The organism is Streptomyces sp. NPDC088910 (assembly GCF_044749865.1).
In the GTDB taxonomy this organism is placed as follows: Bacteria; Actinomycetota; Actinomycetes; order Streptomycetales; family Streptomycetaceae; genus Actinacidiphila.
Window position 1 is genome coordinate 177,443 of the sequence record NZ_JBIVIV010000013.1, and the last position, 16,795, is coordinate 194,237.

Below are 16,795 nucleotides of genomic sequence, written 5' to 3' on the forward strand. Positions count from 1 at the left end.
CCTCGGGGACGGGTGACGGGGTCGACCGATCAGCCTAGCTTCACCATGAGGCAATTTCAACGCGCACGATTAGCTTGTACACGAGCTAATCGTGTCCTAGTCTTCTGGGGTGTGGCCGGCTCGCCCTGCCGAGCACGACAGGGCACGGCCGAGCACGATCCACCACGACGCGCCGGCCCGGAGCGCACCCGGAGCCGACGCCCACACCGTCCGTCCCCCTTCCGTCCCACGAGGAGCCCCCGTCATGTCCGAGTCCACTTCCGCAGCACCCGTCCTGGAACCGGCCGCCGCGGAATTCGCCGCCGCCACGGCCAACCCGCCGTATCTGTTCGATCTCGGCCCCGTGGCGGGCCGCAAGGCGGTCGACGAGGTGCAGTCCGGCGAGATCGACGCGCCCGAGGTGGACGAGGAGTGGGTGACCGTCGAGGACGGCCCGACCGAGTCCGTACGGGTGCGCGTCGTCCGTCCCAAGGGCGCCGTCGGAACGCTGCCGGTGATCCTCTACATCCACGGCGCGGGCTGGGTGTTCGGCAACGCCCACACCCACGACCGGCTGGTGCGCGAACTGGCGGCCGGTGTCGGCGCGGCGGTGGTCTTCCCCGAGTACGACCTGTCCCCCGAGGCCCGCTACCCGGTCGCGATCGAGCAGAACTACGCCGTCGCCCGCTGGGTCGTCACCGACGGCGCGGCCAAGGGTCTGGACGCGAGCCGTATCGCGGTCGCCGGGGACTCGGTCGGTGGCAACATGGCCGCCGCACTGACCTTGATGGCCAAGGAGCGCGGTGATGTGCCGCTCGTCCAGCAGGTGCTGTTCTACCCGGTCACCGACGCGAGCTTCGACACCGATTCGTACCACCGGTTCGCGACCGGTTACTTCCTGCGCCGCGACGGCATGCAGTGGTTCTGGGACCAGTACACGAAGGACCCCGCGCAGCGCGCCGAGATCACCGCGTCCCCGCTGCGCGCCACCACGGAACAGCTCACCGGGCTGCCGCCCGCGCTGGTCGTCACCGGTGAGGCCGATGTGCTGCGCGACGAGGGCGAGGCGTACGCCGACAAGCTCCGGCAGGCGGGTGTCGCCGTCACCGCGACCCGCTACCCCGCGATCATCCACGACTTCGTGATGCTCAACGCGCTGCGCGGCACGCAGGCCGCGGAGGGTGCGATCAACCAGGCGGTCACCGTGCTGCGTTCAGCGCTCGGCACCGACTGACCGTCACGGCGGCCCGCGACGCGCTCGCCTGCGCCTCACACCAGCGAGCGCGCCAACGACCGTCCCCACATGCCCATATGGCCGAACGCCTCGGGGTGCCACATCCCCACCCCGAGCACGGGCACCACCAGCAGGATCGCCAGGACGAGTGAGGTCTCCCCCAGGGTGGACAGCTCGTAGCGCTCCACGAGGGTGCCGAGCACCATCAGGCCGACGAAGACGACGACGCACAGGGCGAGCAGGTCACCGATCGCGTACCAGGTCACGGCCTCGGCGCCCGGGTGCTCCCAGCGCGCGTAGGTGAAGCTGGTGCCGGCCAGTATGGCCGCGAGCAGCAGGCCGCAGCCGGTCAGGACGGTGCACCAGGTCGTCCAGACCGGGGCCGGCGGCTTCCGGTCCTCCGGCGGGTCCGCCTCGTCCGTCTCCCGGTCGTCCTTCGAGTAGCCGTCCGCGTGGCCGTCCGCCGTCTTCGGCGTCGCGGCCGATCCGGTCACGGCGTCGGCGGTGTCGTCGGCCGGACCCGGTTCGGAGCCGGGCTCCACGAGTACGCGTACGGCGGCGGCCCGGGCGTCGTACGCCTCGAGCTGTTCGTCGGCGCTCTCCAGCGCGAGGTCGAATTCCCGCAGCCGGGCGATCGCGGCGCCCACCCGGGAGCCCTCGTCGGCCCCGGAGCCGGGACCGTCGTCCACGACCGGGGTGCGGGACGGGCCAGGTCGCGTACGGGCCCGGCCCTGCTCCACGGCCGACCGCCGGACGCCGACGGCCAGCTCCTCCGCCGCCTCTCGTTCCCTGCGGGCTCTGGCCAGCAGGGACTCCGCGGCGACCAACCGGTCCTGGTGGTCGGCCAGTTCCCTGCGCCGCGGCGGGGCGTCGATGCCGACCGCCTCATTCGCCCGGCGCTCCAGGACCGCGCACCACGCCTGGAGGTCGGCGACGAGTCCCATCAGCGTCTGGACGACCGCGCCGATGACCGAGAGCGCTTCCCGTACGAGCAACTGGCTCTTGTGCTCTTCGTCGGTCCCCGCGCCCGACCGCGGTTCCAACTCCGGCACCGCTCCGGCAGGATCCCCCTGCGACATCGACCCGCCCCTGTCCTCGACCGGCTCTTCGGTGCCGCCGCGCCCCCGCGTCGGCAGTCCCCGACGTCCATGAGATCACCTGCTCCGGCGATCGGCCACCCTGTTTCGCGCGCCACGCCGGGAGGGTTTCCCGACGGGTCGGCCGGACTCCGCGGCCGCGGCGGGCGGAATCGGACCGTCCGCCCGCGCGGGCCGCCGGGGCCCGGACATGGCGGGGCGCCTTTCTGCCCGGGGATGGCGGTGCCGGGCAGAAAGGCGCCAGGTGCGCGAGCCGCTGCCGCTAGGGCCTAGCCGGTGATCAGGTCGAATTTCTCCCAGGCGCCGATGGCGGCCCGGTTGGCGACCAGCGGCGCGGCGCCCGCGTTCTCGGCGGTCACGTACTGGTTGGTGGCCTGGGCGCGGAGGCTGACGCTGCCGTCGGAGTTGTGGACAAGGGTGAAGGTCTGGGCGGCGCCGACGGTGGTGGAGTCGGCGATGAGATTGCCGGAACCCGCGCTGACGTAGCGGTTGTTGGCGTGGGCGCGCAGCGCGATGTTGCCGCCGCCCGCGTCGATCATGTCGAACTGCTCCCAGGCGCCGATGGCGGTCCTGTTGGCGATGAGGGCCGCGGCTCCGGCGTTCTCGGCGGTCACGTAGTTGTTGTTCACGCGGGCGCGCAGGCTGATCACGGTACCGGTGCCGCCGCCCGGTGTGGTGGTCGTCGGCTGGGTGGGGCGGGTCGCGGTGAGGGCGATCTGGCCCTTGAGCATCTTGCCGCCGTCGCCGGTCAGCCGCAGGTAGTAGTCCGACGAGCAGGCCGTGCCGTCCTCGTCCAGTGCCAGGAACCCGGAGTTGGTCGGCACGAAAGCCTGGGACTCGGCGGTCTTGGCGATCTGGTTGCCCTCGTTGTACTCGTCGAACATCGAGATGTAGATGCCCTGCACCCCGGCCCGGCACATGTTGTAGAACTGCCGCCACATGAAGTCGCCGTGCGCGCGCTGGCGGAGTGTGACGGCGCCGGGCAGGACGCACGGCTGGTAGTCGATGCCGTGGGCGGCGCATTCGGCGAGGTCGGGGACGGTCGCCACGTTGTAGAAGTTGTCGGCGTCCGAGACGTTGCCGATCCGGCCGACCATCCACGGCGAGATCATGTTGAACGCGTGGTAGACGTCGCTGAATCCGGCGCGGGAGTCGCGGTCGCCGGTCCGCCACCAGGTGGGTACGCCGCCGATGACGTAACAGCCCTGGGACTTGAACCAGTTGACGACGTCCAGGCAGGGCGCGGGCGCCCACGGGCGTTTGTCGTCGTTGAAGCCGAAGCCCCAGATGCAGACGACCGGCTTGCCGTTCTGGGTGGCGTAGGCGGACGAGGCCGTGTGGGCCTTCATCTTGTTGGTCCAGTCGGTCTTGATCTCCGACTGCATGTTGGTCCAGTCGGTGACGTCGTACATGATGTAGAACTTCCGGCCGTGCGACTCCGCCGCGCTGCGTACCTTGGTGGCCATCGCGTCGCGCGTCGGGCCTTCGCCGCCGACGGGGTTGAAGCGCTGGAGCGCGGCGGTGTCGATGTTGTTCTGCTGCATCCACTGGAAGTGGGTGTCCACGGTCTGCTGGTCGTAGGACGAGAAGAGCGTGGCGGGCTGGCCGTTGCCGAGATTCGCGTAGGCGGTCTGGTACGTCTTGGTGTAGTCGCGCATGTCGGGCCAGGCGACGATGCCGGTGTTGGACGGCGACGGGGGCTGGCTGGAGTTGGGGCTCCAGTGCCACCAGGCGTTGATCGGGGCGCCGTCGCCGATGCAGGCGAACCAGCCCTGATAGCCGACCGTGACCTTCCCGACCACGTCTCCCGGCCCGCTCGCGGCGGGGGCGGCCGACGCGGACGGGGAGACGGCGGACGCCGAGGCTCTCGCGGCCAGGCCCAGGGCGCCGAGGGCGGCGGCGGACGTACCGGCCGCGGTGACGCTCACGAACTTGCGACGTGACACTGCCATGGATGACTCCGAACGGCGACGCGCGGCGGGACCGCCGGGCGTATCGGTGGACTGAGTGTGGGGGTTCATGCTGTTGGCCTGTTCAACAGATGAACTCAGTGTTCCGTGGTGGGCCGCGCGGGGCGCGCGCGGCCAGCCCGGTGAATTCCGCTCGAATTACGCTGACTTGCGGTGGGGTCCGGCACGCACAGTCCCTTGACACGCGCCTTCACACCGATCTTCCGTGCACAAGCGGTATCGGGCACGCGCCGATTCAACTGCTGAATCCAATGGTGCGTCAAGGGTCCAGACCTGATTGACGGTTCCTCCGGAATTCTCCCGAATGGCGCCCAGGAAAGGCGCGTTGAACGTCCGTATCGGGCACGAAAGGTCGGAGGGGATGATTCAGATAGTGTCAGGCATCGTCAAATATCTCGGCTGACAATCGGCCCCAGCGTTCGGCCGGACGCGCCGCCGCTCGGCCGACTATTCTCGACAGCGGCAGCGTCGCCGCTCATCGCGCCCGTCCGCGACAGCGCTGCCGTACCTTCGCGGCGCCTCCGCCGAATCGACGCCTCCCGATGCCTCCCGATGCCTCTCGACGCCTCTCGACGCTTTACCGACAGGAGACAAGCCGGTGCGGAAGACCGAAACGACCTTCACCGCGGGGGATTTAGCCCCGTCACACGTCCTGACCACGATGACCGGGGAGACCGTCGCCGTCCCCGAGGCCGGATATCCGGTGCACCTGCAATTCCGGCGGTTCGCTGGATGCCCGGTCTGCAATCTGCACCTGCGCTCCTTCGTCCGGCGGGCCGACGAGATCAGGGCCGCCGGAATCCACGAGGTCGTGGTCTTCCACGCCCCCGACGAGGAACTGCTCAAGTACGAGGCCGAGTTGCCGTTCGCCGTGGTGGGCGACCCGGACAAGACGCTCTACCGCGAGTTCGGGGTCGAGACCTCGATCCGCGCGGTGGCCGATCCGCGGGTCTGGCCGGCCATCGCGCGCGCGGTCGGCAGCTCGATGTGGGGCGCGGTCCGGCGCCGCAACCGTATGGCCCCGGTCGTGCCGACCGGCGGCAGCCTCGGTCTGCCCGCCGACTTCCTGATCGCCCCGGACGGCCGGATCGTCGCGGCGAAGTACGGCGAGCACGCGTACGACCAGTGGTCGGTGGACGAACTGCTCGCGCACGCGGCGCAGGCGGCGGCCACCGCGCCGGCCGATCCCACCGAGGCCCCGGCCTGACGGCCGTCGCGCCACGGTCCGGCCGGGTCCCCGCGGCGCCGGGCGTGTCCGCTCGGCACGGCGAGCGGCGCGCCCGCCGCACCTGAGGCCGTACGACCCGGCCGGACCCGTCGTACCGCCCGCCCACGGCACCTCCCGCGCCCTCACGCCGACAGTGCCCGCACCGCCTCCCCGATCTCCTCCGGGGCGCAGGCCGTGGCCAGCACGTCCAGGGACAGGCCGAGCGCCGCCGCCAGGGCGACCACGGTGAAGAAGGCCGGGGTCGGGGCCCGGCCGGTCTCGATCTTGCGCAGGGTCTCCGCGGAGACCCCGGCCGCCGCCGCCACGTCCACCATGCTGCGGTCGCCGCGGGCGTCGCGGAGCAGTGCGCCGAAGCGTTCGCCGCGGGCGCGCTCCTCGGGGGTCAGGGGTGTTCTCACCATGCCCGTGATACTAATACCGGTATAAGTATTGGGCGAGGCCGCGGCCGGAAGGAGTCCGGCCGCCCGCACGACGAGGAGTCACAGCACATGGTGGAGATCAAGACCGACGCGGCGCTCGACGCGATGCGCGAGGCGGGGCGCGTCGTGGCGCAGGCGCTCGCCGCCGCACGGGAGGCGGCGGCCGTCGGCGTATCGCTTCGGGACCTGGACGCGGCGGCCCACGCCGTCCTGGACAAGGCGGGCGCCACGTCCCCCTTCCTCGGCTACCAGCCGTCCTTCGCCCCCTCCCCCTTCCCCGCGGTGATCTGCGCGTCGGTGAACGACGCGCTCGTGCACGGCATCCCCACCGACTACCGGCTGCGCGACGGCGACCTGGTGAGCATCGACTGCGGCGCGGTGCTCGACGGCTGGGCGGGCGACGCCGCGGTCAGCTTCATCGTGGGCACGCCCCGGCCCGAGGACGTGGAGCTGATCGCCGCCACCCAGCGCGCCCTGGACGCGGGCATCGCGGCGGCCGTCGTCGGCCACCGCCTCGGCGACATCTCCCACGCGGTCGGCGCGGTGGCGCGCACGGCGCGCTGCGGCATGCCCACCGACTTCGGCGGCCACGGCATCGGCCGCCAGATGCACGAGGATCCGCACGTGCCCAACCGCGGGCGGCCGGGGCGCGGCTTCCCGCTCCGCCACGGGCTCGTCCTCGCGATCGAGCCGATGCTGATGTCCGGCGGGCGCGACGAATACCGTACGGACCCGGACGGCTGGACGCTGCGCACGGTCGACGGGAGCCGCGCCGCGCACATCGAGCACACCGTCGCGATCACCGAGCAGGGCCCGCGCGTCCTCACGCTCGTCTGATCCGTCCCGGGCGCCGCCGCCCGCCCGCGGTCCACCTGTCGGCCGCCCGCCGCTCGCACGTCCGGCGCACGCCGCGTGCCCTGCGGGCCGCCCGTTGCCTGCCCGTCGTCCGAAACGGGCACTTCCACGGGCCGTATGGCCAACCACCACACCACCTGATCGCCAATACACCCTCTGAACTGGCACTCTTGCCGACCGGTCCGGGCAACACCGGGCAGTTTGTTGTCCGTTATGGGCCGGTCCCTGTCAAAGTGGCGTTGGTATAACTCTTCCACGGGCAAAACCGGGCACGCCTTGCCCGGACCGGCGAAGAGACAGGTGGTGACCGTGAGAGCACAAGAACGCCAACATCGGATCCTCGCGCTCGCGCGCCACCAGGGTCAGGTCGAGGTCACCGTGATGGCCGCCGATCTCAAGGTGGCGCCGGAGACCATCCGCCGCGATCTGGGCGTACTGGAGAGCCGCGGTCTGGTCCGCAGGACGTACGGCGGCGCCTATCCCGTCGAGGGCGCGGGGTTCGAGACCGACCTCGCCCAGCGGGTGACGCTGCACGTCGCCGACAAGCGACGGATCGCGGCCGAGGCGGTCAAGCTGCTCGGCGAGGCGGAGACCGTCTTCGTGGACGAGGGCTACACCCCTCAACTGCTCGCCGCGCTGCTGCCCAGCGACCGGCCGCTGACGGTGGTCACCGCGTCGTTGACCACCGCGGCGGCCGTCGCGGACTCCGCCAACACCACTGTGCTGCTGCTCGGTGGCCGTGTCCGGGCCCGGACGCTGGCCACCGTCGGCTCCTGGGCCTGCGACATGCTCGCGGGCTTCGTCATCGACCTGGCCTTCGTCGGGTCGAACGGCATCTCCCGCGAACTCGGCCTGACCACACCGGATCCCGTGGTCGCCGACGTCAAGGCCAAGGCGCTGGAGGTCTCCCGGCGCCGGATCTTCATGGGCCACCACAGCAAATTCGGCGCGAGCAGCTTCTGCCGCTTCGCCCAGGTCGGCGACTTCGAGGCGATCGTCACCGACACCGGTCTGTCCAGCGCCGAGGCGCACCGCTACGCACTTCTGGGACCCCGCGTCTTCAGAGTCTGACCCGCGGGCCCGCCCCGCGCCGCTCCCCCTTTCCCCTCCCCCCACCCCCCCGCGATCTCCGAGCTCCCCGCAGGCCCCGCCCCCCCCCGCAGTCCCGGCGCTCCCCCGCCTTCCGCACCTTCCCGGTACGCCGATCCGGGCTACCCCCTGCCCTCCCGCACCACGACTCCCGCTCCACCCACCCTCATCCCCGGTCATGAAAGGGACGAATCATGACACCGAGAACGAGAAGCCTTCCCCGCCTGCTGCCCCCGCTCGCCCTCGCCGTCTGCGGCACCCTGCTCGCGGCCTGTTCCGGCGCCGGCGGCTCCGGCGGAAGCTCCGGCGGTCACTCCATCAACGTACTGATGGTCAACAACCCGCAGATGGAGGACCTTCAAAAGCTCACCGCCGCCAACTTCACCAAGTCCACCGGTATCAAGGTCAATTTCACGGTGCTGCCCGAGAACGACGTCCGGGACAAGATCACCCAGGACTTCTCCAGCCAGGCCGGCCAGTACGACGTCGCGACCATCAGCAACTACGAGACGCCGATCTACGCCAAGAACGGCTGGCTCGCCCCGCTCACCGCGCACACCAAGTCCGACACGGCCTTCGCGCAGAGCGACATCCTGCCCGCGCTCGAGCAGTCGCTGACGTACAAGAACGACATCTACGCCGAGCCCTTCTACGGCGAGTCGTCGTTCCTGATGTACCGCAAGGACGTCTTCGCGGCGAAGAACCTGACGATGCCCGCCAACCCGACCTGGGCGCAGGTCGCGGACCTCGCCGCGAAGGTCGACGGCGCGCGGTCCGGCATGAAGGGCATCTGCCTGCGCGGCCAGCCCGGCTGGGGCGAGGTCATCGCCCCGCTGACGACCGTGGTCAACACCATGGGCGGCACCTGGTTCGACAAGGACTGGAAGGCCCAGGTCAACAGCCCCGCCTTCACCAAGGCGACGCAGTTCTACGTGGACCTGGTGCGCGCCCACGGTGAGGCCGGAGCCCCGCAGGCCGGGTTCACCGAGTGCCTCAACGACCTGGAGCAGGGCAAGGTCGCCATGTGGTACGACGCGACGTCGGCGGCCGGTTCGCTGGAGGCCAAGGACTCACCGGTGGCGGGCAAGCTCGGCTACGCGCCCGCTCCGGTCGACCAGACCAAGAGCTCCGGCTGGCTCTACACCTGGGCCTGGGGCCTGCAGAAGGCCAGCAAGCACCAGGACGACGCCTGGAAGTTCATCTCGTGGGCCTCGGGCAAGGGCTACGAGGAACTGGTCGGCAAGCAACTGGGCTGGTCGCGGGTCCCGGCCGGCAAGCGCACCTCCACGTACCAGAATCCGGACTACGTCGCCTCCGCCTCGGCGTTCGCCAAGGCCACCGAGACCGCGCTCGAGGCGGCCAACCCGACGAACCCGGGCATCCAGCCGCGGCCCGCGCCCGGCATCCAGTTCGTCGGCATCCCCGAGTTCACCGATCTGGGCACCCAGGTCTCGCAGCAGATCAGCTCCGCCATCGCGGGCCAGACCAGCGTGAAGAGCGCCTTGTCCGCGAGCCAGAAGCTCGCAGAGAAGGTCGCCGACAAGTACGCGGGGAACTGACCGCCACCGCCCCACCCGACGGTCCCGGCCGCCCCCGGCCCCCCGCACGACGGGGCCGGGCGGCGGGCCCGGGGCGCGAAGCGGAGAGAGACGACTGACACCATGAGCACCCCTTCCCTCACCAGACGCATCCGCGCGCCGCAGACCGAGCAAGAGCCTGCGCCGCCCGCCGCGCGCCGGTCCCCCGGCGCCTGGGTCCGGCGGGCCCCGCTGCTGCCGGCCCTGGTCTTCATGATCGTGGTCACCCAACTGCCGTTCGTCGGCACCCTGGTGATCTCGTTCATGCGGTGGAACGCCCTCGACCCCGGTGACCGCGGTTTCGCCGGCCTCCAGAACTACAAGGAAGAGTTCACCGACCCGCAACTGCGCCACGCCCTGACCACCACGGTCGTGCTGACCGTCTCCGTGGTCCTGGTCAGCCTGCTGCTCGGCCTCGGCCTCGCGCTGCTGCTCGACCGGAAGTTCCTCGGCCGGGGCATCGTGCGCACCATGCTCATCACGCCGTTCCTTGTGGTACCGGTGGCGTCCGCGCTGCTGTGGAAGCACGCGCTGTACAACGCGTCGTACGGCCTGATCAACGGCTCGCTCAACTGGCTGTGGAAGCTGTTCGGCAGCGACAACGCGCCGCAGCCGGACTGGCTGTCCACCCACCCGCTGCTGGCCGTCGAGGCGTCGCTGGTGTGGCAGTGGACGCCGTTCATGATGCTGATCCTGCTCGCCGGGCTCCAGAGCCGGCCGATGGACATCGCCGAGGCGGCGCGGGTGGACGGCGCGGGCACCTGGCAGATCTTCCGCTATCTGACCTTCCCGTACCTGCGCCGCTATCTCGAACTGGCGGCCCTGCTCGGGTCGGTGTACGTGGTGCAGAACTTCGACGCCGTGTTCACCATCACCTCCGGCGGTCTCGGCACCGCCAACCTCCCCTACACCGTCTACACGACCTTCTACCAGGCGCACGACTACGGGCAGGCGTCCGCCGCGGGCGTCATCGTGGTCATCCTGTCGATCATCGTGGCCACCTTCGCGCTGCGCACCGTCTCGTCGCTGTTCCGAGAGGAGACCCGGTGATGGCTACCGTCTCCGTGACCACCGCCCGCCGCCGTACGGCGCCCGCCGCCCGCAAGGAGCGGCGCAACCGCTCACTGCTCGGCCTGCTGGCCTGGCTGTGCGGGATCGTCTTCTTCCTGCCCTTCGCGTGGATGGTGCTCACCTCCTTCCACAGCGAGCAGGACGCGGCGACCAACCCGCCGAAGCTCGGGGCGTCACTGACGCTCCACGGCTACCGGGAGTTCTTCGGCTCCGGCACCGGCGTCAGCCCGTGGCCACCGCTGGTCAACTCCCTGACAGCGGCGGCGGTTTCCACCGCCCTCGTACTGGTGCTGTCCTTCCCCGCCGCGTACGCGCTGTCGATCAAGCCGGTGCGCAAGTGGACCGACGTGATGTTCTTCTTCCTGTCGACCAAGATGCTGCCCGCCGTCGCGGGCCTGCTGCCGGTCTATCTGATCGCGAAGAACGCCGGTCTGCTGGACAACATCTGGCTGCTGATCCTGCTCTACACCTCGATGAATCTGCCGATCGCGGTGTGGATGATGCGCTCGTTCCTCGCCGAGGTCCCGGTGGAGATCCTGGAGGCCGCCTCGATCGACGGCGCGGGCCTGCCGACCATCCTGGTACGGATCATCGCCCCGGTCGTCACCCCGGGGATCGCCGCGACCGCGCTGATCTCGTTCATCTTCAGTTGGAACGAACTGCTCTTCGCGCGGGTGCTGACCGGTGTGGTGGCCGGTACCGCGCCGGTGTTCCTCACCGGATTCGTCACCAGCCAGGGCCTGTTCCTCGCCAAGGTGTGCGCCGCCGCCGTCTGTATATCCCTGCCGGTACTGGCCGCCGGATTCGCCGCCCAGGACAAGCTCGTCCAGGGCCTCTCTCTTGGAGCCGTCAAGTGAAAGCAGCCGTCATCAGCTCCCCCGGTGTCGTCGGCATCGAGACCGTCGACGACCCGGCGCCCGGCCCCCGGGACGTCGTGGTCCAGGTCGCGGCCTGCGGTCTGTGCGGCACCGATCTGCACATCCTCCAGGGCGAGTTCGCCCCGACCCTGCCGATCGTGCCGGGGCACGAGTTCGCCGGTGAGATCGTCGCCGTGGGCTCCGAGGTCCGCGAGCTGGCCGTGGGCGACCAGGTGGCGGTCGACCCGTCGCTGTACTGCCACGAGTGCCACTACTGCCGGATCGGGCGGAGCAATCTGTGCGAGCGGTGGGCCGCGATCGGCGTGACCGTCCCCGGCGGCGCCGCCGAATTCGCCGCCGCCCCGGTCGCCAACTGCGTCAAACTCCCCGAGCACATACGGACGGTGGACGCGGCGCTCATCGAACCGCTGTCCTGCGCCGTACGCGGCTACGACATCCTGCGCAGCCAACTGGCCAGCCACGTCCTGATCTACGGCTCCGGCACCATGGGCCTGATGATGCTGGAGCTGGCCAAGCGGACCGGCGCCGCGACCGTCGACGTCGTCGACATCAACGAGGAGCGGCTGACCACGGCCACGGCGCTGGGCTGCTCGCAGGTGGCGACCAACGCGGACGAGATCGCCCGCCCGCGCGGCTGGGACGTCGTGATCGACGCGACCGGCAACGCGCAGGCCATCCAGGACGCGCTGGACCGGGTCGGCAAGGGCGGCACCTTCCTCCAGTTCGGCGTGGCCGACTACGCCGCGCGCGCGACGATCGAGCCGTACCGCATCTACAACCAGGAGATCACGATCACCGGCTCGATGGCCGTCCTGCACAGCTACGAGCGGGCCGCCGAGCTGTTCGCGGGCGGGGTGCTCGACCCGGAGGTCTTCATCAGCGACCGGCTGCCGCTGGTCGACTACGCGTCGGCGCTCGAGCGGTTCAAGGCAGGCAAGGGCCGGAAGATCCAGGTGGTGCCCTGAGCCCTGCGGGCGCCGCGGCCATGTCCGCCGGGGAAGCCGATTGTGACCCGGCCGCGGACTTCGACAGGATGGGGCCATGACCGAGATCCGCACGCCCCGCCTGGTCCTGCGCCGCTGGCGCGAGGACGACATCGCGCCGATGGCCGAGATCAACGCCGACCCGGAGGTCATGCGCTACATCGGCGACGGGCTGCCCCGCGACCTGGAGCAGACCGCGGAGTCCATCGAGCGGTGGGAGGAGGAGTGGGACGACGAGGGCTTCGGCCTCTTCGCCGTCGAACTCCTCGCCTCGGGCGAACTGGCCGGGTTCACGGGGCTGTCCGTGCCCACGTTCCTGCCCGAGGTACTGCCCGCGGTGGAGATCGGCTGGCGGCTCGGCCGCCAGTTCTGGGGGCAGGGTTACGCGTCGGAGGCCGCTCACGCCACCTTGGAGTTCGCCCTCCAGGACCGCGGCCTCGACCGCGTGATCAGCATCGCGCAGCTCGGCAACGACGCCTCCGAGAACGTGATGCGCAAGCTCGGCATGGTCCCGGACCGCACGACGACCCACCCGGTGTCCGGCCGCCCGGTGCGGGTGCACGCGATCGACCTGACCGAATACCGGGCCTGAGCCGCGGAGGACCGGGCCCGGATCGGTCGGCCGGCCCGTCGGCCAGGTCGGCCCGCCGGTCGGTCAGTCGGTCAGTCGGTCAGTCGGTCAGTCGGTCAGTCGGGGAGCGATGCTGATCACATGGACACGTCACAGGCTTTTCACTAAGGTTTGCCTTGCCTAAGGCAAACCGTGTGTTTTTACCTGCCTGCGCACCCGTCGTCGTCTTCGCCCCTTTCCCGCCCGTGGAGTTGTTGACCCATGCCTGCCGTGCCCAGAGCCTCCGCTGTCGCCCTGCTCTCCCTGGTCGTCCTCGGCACGGCCGCCGTCACCGGCTGCGCGAAGAAGAACGACGCCTCGTCCGACGGCGCGATACGGGTGGACGCGGCCGACAGCTCCTGCAAGGTCTCGCGCACGGAGTTCCCCGCCGGTTCCGTCAGCCTGGACGTGCACAACAAGGGCTCCAAGGTCACCGAGGTCTACGTCTACGCGCCGGGCGACCGCATCGTCACCGAGCGGGAGAACATCGGCCCCGGCACCAGCGCCACCATCACCGCGCAGATCAAGGCGGGCACGTACGAGGTGGCCTGCAAGCCGGGCATGAAAGGCGACGGCATCCGGCAGAAGATCACCGTGACCGGCGCCAACGCGCCCAAGCCCGGTGACCCGCGGCTCGACGAGGCCGTCGCCTCGTACCGCAAGTACGCGCAGGAGCAGGCCGACCTGACGATCCCGCTGGTGCAGAAGTTCGCCGACGCGATCAAGGCCGGTGACGTGGCCGCGGCCAAGGCCGCCTTCGCCCCGTCGCGGGTCGGCTGGGAGCGCACCGAGCCGGTCGCCGAGAGCTTCGGTGACATCGACCCGAAGACCGACACCCGCGAGGACGGTCTGGAGGACGGCCAGAAGTGGACCGGCTGGCACCGGCTGGAGAAGGCGCTTTGGGCCGACGGCAAGCTGACCCCCGAGGACAGCACCCTCGCCGACGCGCTGGTGGCCGACCTCAAGGACTGGCAGAAGCGGGTCGGCACCGCCGACATCACGCCGACCAGCATGGCCAACGGCGCCAAGGAGCTGCTGGACGAGGTCGCCACCGGCAAGGTCACCGGTGAGGAGGACCGCTACAGCCACACCGACCTGTCGGACTTCGACGCGAACGTGGCGGGCGCCCGCAAGGCGTACGAGCTGCTGAAGCCGGTCGCCGCCGAGAAGGACCCGGCGCTGTCCAAGACCCTGGACACCGAATTCGCCGACATCCAGACGCTGCTGGACAAGTACCGGCAGGGCGACGGCTTCGTCTCGTACGACAAGGTCACCGAGAAGGAGCGCAAGGCGTTCTCCGACGCGGTCAACTCGCTCGCCGAGCCGCTGTCCAAGCTCGCCGCGGCTGTCGCACCCGCCAAGTAGCCCTCGGCGCCCGGCTGCCCGGGCGCCGAAACCGCAGCTCACCGAGCCGTGGCACTCCCGCACAGGGAGGGTCACGGCTGCGGTACGCACGACGCAGAACCGATAGAAGGGCCACCGTTCATGGACGAAGCAGCCGGTACCGGCGGCACCGAGTCCACCCCCGCAGACCCCGAGGGCGCCGAGCCCGCCTCGACCGCCCCACAGGGCACGACCGCGGACACGAGCACGGATACCGACACGAGCACGAGCACCGACACATCCGCGGACGACCGTACCCACCGGGCGCTCAGCCGCCGCGCGGTCATGGGCTGGGCCGGTGCCGGACTCGCCCTCGGCGCGGCGGGCGGCGGCTCGGTCGCGGCGGCGGTGACCAGCGGTACGAACGGCGGCTCCGCGTCCTCCGACGGCTCCGTCCCCTTCTACGGTGAGCACCAGGCGGGCATCGCCACCCCCGTCCAGGACCGGCTGCACTTCGCGGCGTTCGACGTCCTCACCGACGACAAGGCTGAGCTGGCCGCGCTGCTCAAGGAGTGGACGAGCGCAGCCGCCGCGATGACGGCAGGACGCGAGGTCGGCACGGGCGCGGTGGACGGGCCGGCCGAGGCGCCGCCGGACGACACCGGTGAGGCGCTGGGCCTGCCCGCCTCCCGGCTGACCCTCACGGTCGGCTTCGGCCCGAGTCTGTTCGAGCAGGTCGCCGAGGACGGCACGCGCACCGACCGGTTCGGTCTGCGTGCCCGGCGCCCTGCGGCGCTGATCGACCTGCCGCATTTCCCCGGCGACAATCTCGACCCGGCCCGCAGCGGCGGCGACCTGTGCGTCCAGGCATGCGCGGACGATCCGCAGGTCGCGGTGCACGCGATCCGCAATCTCGCCAGGATCGGCATGGGCAAGGTGTCGGTGCGCTGGTCGCAGCTCGGCTTCGGCAAGACGTCCTCGACGACGCCGGACGCGCAGACGCCGCGCAATCTGATGGGCTTCAAGGACGGCACGCACAATGTGTCGGGCACCGACACATCGACGCTGGACGGCCATGTGTGGGCGGGGCCGGGGGACGGTCCCGACTGGATGACCGGCGGCTCGTACCTGGTCGCGCGCCGGATCCGTATGCACATCGAGACCTGGGACCGCGAGGGCCTCCAGGCGCAGGAGGACGTGTTCGGCCGCACCAAGGGCGAGGGCGCGCCGTACGGCAAGCAGCGCGAGCGCGACACGCCCGACCTCGGGCTGATGCCGAAGGACGCGCATGTACGCCTGGCCCATCCGGACAGCAACGCCGGGCAGATGATCCTGCGCCGCGGCTTCTCCTTCACCGACGGCTCGGACGGTCTGGGGCGGCTGGACGCGGGGCTGTTCTTCCTCGCGTACCAGCGCGACACCCGTAAGGCGTTCGTCCCGTTGCAGCGGCGGCTCGCCGCGAGCGACGCGCTCAACGAGTACATCCAGCACGTCGGTTCCGCGCACTTCGCCTGCCCGCCCGGCGTTCGGAAATCCGGCGAATGGTGGGGGCAGTCCCTGCTCGGCTGACCTCGCCCCTCCCCCCGACCAGCGTCCCACCCGTCCCGGCCCCTGGAGTACCGCCGTGTTCGCCAACTATCTGATCGGCCTGCGAGAGGGCCTGGAAGCCAGCCTGATCGTCTGCATCCTGATCGCCTACCTGGTCAAGTCGGAGCGGCGCGAGAGCCTGCCGCCGGTCTGGACCGGCATCGGCGCCGCCGTGCTGCTGAGCTTCGGCTTCGGCGCGCTGCTCCAGTTCGGTTCGTCGGAGCTGACCTTCAAGGCCCAGGAGGCGCTGGGCGGTTCGCTGTCCATCATCGCGGTCGCGCTGGTCACCTGGATGGTGTTCTGGATGCGCCGCACCGCGCGGCATCTGAAGGCCGAGCTGCACGGCAAGCTGGACGCCGCGCTCGCGATGGGCACGACCGCGCTGGTCGTCACGGCCTTCCTGTCCGTCGGCCGCGAGGGCCTGGAGACGGCGCTGTTCGTGTGGACGGCCGTGCAGTCGAGCGACGACGGCGTCCGTCCGCTGATCGGCGCGATGCTCGGCCTGGTCACCGCCGTGATCCTGGGCTGGCTGTTCTACCGGGGCGCGGTGCGGATCAATCTGGCGAAGTTCTTCACCTGGACCGGTGCCATGCTGGTCGTGGTCGCGGCCGGTGTGCTCGCGTACGGTCTGCACGACCTCCAGGAGGCGGGCTGGATCGGTGGCCTGAACAGCCTGGCCTTCGACATCAGCTCCACGATCCCGCCGGACAGCTGGTACGGCACCCTGCTCAAGGGCGTCTTCAACTTCCAGCCGGACCCGACGGTGCTCCAGGTCTGCGCCTGGGGCGTCTACCTCGTGCCCACGCTGTACTTCTTCTTCCGCCGCTCCGGCGGTCGCCCCGCCCCGGCCGCGCGGGTCTCCCCCGAGCCGTCGCAGCCGGAGACCGCGCGCTGA

Annotated in this window: 15 protein-coding genes; 12 read left to right on the top strand and 3 right to left on the bottom strand. The window is 70.6% G+C overall.

From position 1 onward, the window contains the following. Nucleotides 1–244 precede the first annotated feature (244 nt). Nucleotides 245–1,213, top strand: a complete 969-nt coding sequence (locus tag ACIP4Z_RS27625; protein ID WP_401312573.1) for an alpha/beta hydrolase — start codon at nt 245–247, stop codon at nt 1,211–1,213. A gap of 35 nt (nt 1,214–1,248) precedes the next feature. On the opposite strand, the gene ACIP4Z_RS27630 is transcribed toward ACIP4Z_RS27625, so the two are convergent. Beyond that, the gene (locus tag ACIP4Z_RS27630; RefSeq protein WP_401312576.1) at nt 1,249–2,292 is read right to left on the bottom strand and encodes a hypothetical protein; all 1,044 of its coding nucleotides are present in this window, start codon (nt 2,290–2,292) and stop codon (nt 1,249–1,251) included. 287 nt (nt 2,293–2,579) lie between these two features. Then, nucleotides 2,580–4,262, bottom strand: a complete 1,683-nt coding sequence (locus ACIP4Z_RS27635; RefSeq protein ID WP_401312578.1) for a xylosidase — start codon at nt 4,260–4,262, stop codon at nt 2,580–2,582. Between the two features lie 616 nt (nt 4,263–4,878). Between ACIP4Z_RS27635 and ACIP4Z_RS27640 the strand changes: the two genes are divergently transcribed. Next, complete coding sequence (locus ACIP4Z_RS27640; RefSeq protein WP_401312581.1) at nt 4,879–5,487, top strand: peroxiredoxin-like family protein; 609 nt, start codon at nt 4,879–4,881, stop codon at nt 5,485–5,487. A 143-nt stretch (nt 5,488–5,630) separates the two neighbouring features. Here ACIP4Z_RS27640 and ACIP4Z_RS27645 read toward each other — a convergent pair whose 3' ends face one another. After that, nucleotides 5,631–5,909: a helix-turn-helix transcriptional regulator gene (locus ACIP4Z_RS27645; RefSeq protein ID WP_355349207.1), complete on the bottom strand. Its 279-nt coding sequence runs from the start codon at nt 5,907–5,909 to the stop codon at nt 5,631–5,633. A gap of 87 nt (nt 5,910–5,996) precedes the next feature. Between ACIP4Z_RS27645 and map the strand changes: the two genes are divergently transcribed. From map to efeU, 10 genes are all read left to right on the top strand, one after another. Beyond that, the gene (gene map, locus ACIP4Z_RS27650; protein WP_355349210.1) at nt 5,997–6,764 is read left to right on the top strand and encodes a type I methionyl aminopeptidase; all 768 of its coding nucleotides are present in this window, start codon (nt 5,997–5,999) and stop codon (nt 6,762–6,764) included. A gap of 327 nt (nt 6,765–7,091) precedes the next feature. Further along, a complete protein-coding gene (locus ACIP4Z_RS27655) occupies nt 7,092–7,853 on the top strand; it encodes a DeoR/GlpR family DNA-binding transcription regulator (protein ID WP_188284604.1) in 762 nt (253 codons plus the stop codon). A 212-nt stretch (nt 7,854–8,065) separates the two neighbouring features. Then, complete coding sequence (locus ACIP4Z_RS27660) at nt 8,066–9,430, top strand: ABC transporter substrate-binding protein (protein WP_401312586.1); 1,365 nt, start codon at nt 8,066–8,068, stop codon at nt 9,428–9,430. A gap of 102 nt (nt 9,431–9,532) precedes the next feature. Further along, nucleotides 9,533–10,498, top strand: a complete 966-nt coding sequence (locus tag ACIP4Z_RS27665; RefSeq protein ID WP_355349217.1) for a sugar ABC transporter permease — start codon at nt 9,533–9,535, stop codon at nt 10,496–10,498. Continuing rightward, nucleotides 10,498–11,376, top strand: a complete 879-nt coding sequence (locus ACIP4Z_RS27670) for an ABC transporter permease subunit (protein WP_391049820.1) — start codon at nt 10,498–10,500, stop codon at nt 11,374–11,376. The genes ACIP4Z_RS27665 and ACIP4Z_RS27670 overlap by 1 nt, the downstream gene beginning before the upstream one ends. After that, nucleotides 11,373–12,362 (top strand): zinc-dependent alcohol dehydrogenase family protein, encoded by a 990-nt coding sequence (locus ACIP4Z_RS27675; RefSeq protein WP_401312591.1) that lies wholly within the window; start codon nt 11,373–11,375, stop codon nt 12,360–12,362. Before ACIP4Z_RS27670 ends, ACIP4Z_RS27675 begins: the two co-directional genes overlap by 4 nt. A gap of 76 nt (nt 12,363–12,438) precedes the next feature. Beyond that, nucleotides 12,439–12,972, top strand: coding sequence for a GNAT family N-acetyltransferase (locus ACIP4Z_RS27680; RefSeq protein ID WP_355349224.1), 534 nt, complete (start codon nt 12,439–12,441; stop codon nt 12,970–12,972). 240 nt (nt 12,973–13,212) lie between these two features. Continuing rightward, nucleotides 13,213–14,355, top strand: coding sequence for an iron uptake system protein EfeO (gene efeO, locus ACIP4Z_RS27685; RefSeq protein WP_355349227.1), 1,143 nt, complete (start codon nt 13,213–13,215; stop codon nt 14,353–14,355). A gap of 120 nt (nt 14,356–14,475) precedes the next feature. Next, nucleotides 14,476–15,882, top strand: coding sequence for an iron uptake transporter deferrochelatase/peroxidase subunit (efeB, locus tag ACIP4Z_RS27690; RefSeq protein ID WP_355349230.1), 1,407 nt, complete (start codon nt 14,476–14,478; stop codon nt 15,880–15,882). A 55-nt stretch (nt 15,883–15,937) separates the two neighbouring features. Further along, nucleotides 15,938–16,795, top strand: a complete 858-nt coding sequence (gene efeU / locus ACIP4Z_RS27695) for an iron uptake transporter permease EfeU (protein WP_355349232.1) — start codon at nt 15,938–15,940, stop codon at nt 16,793–16,795.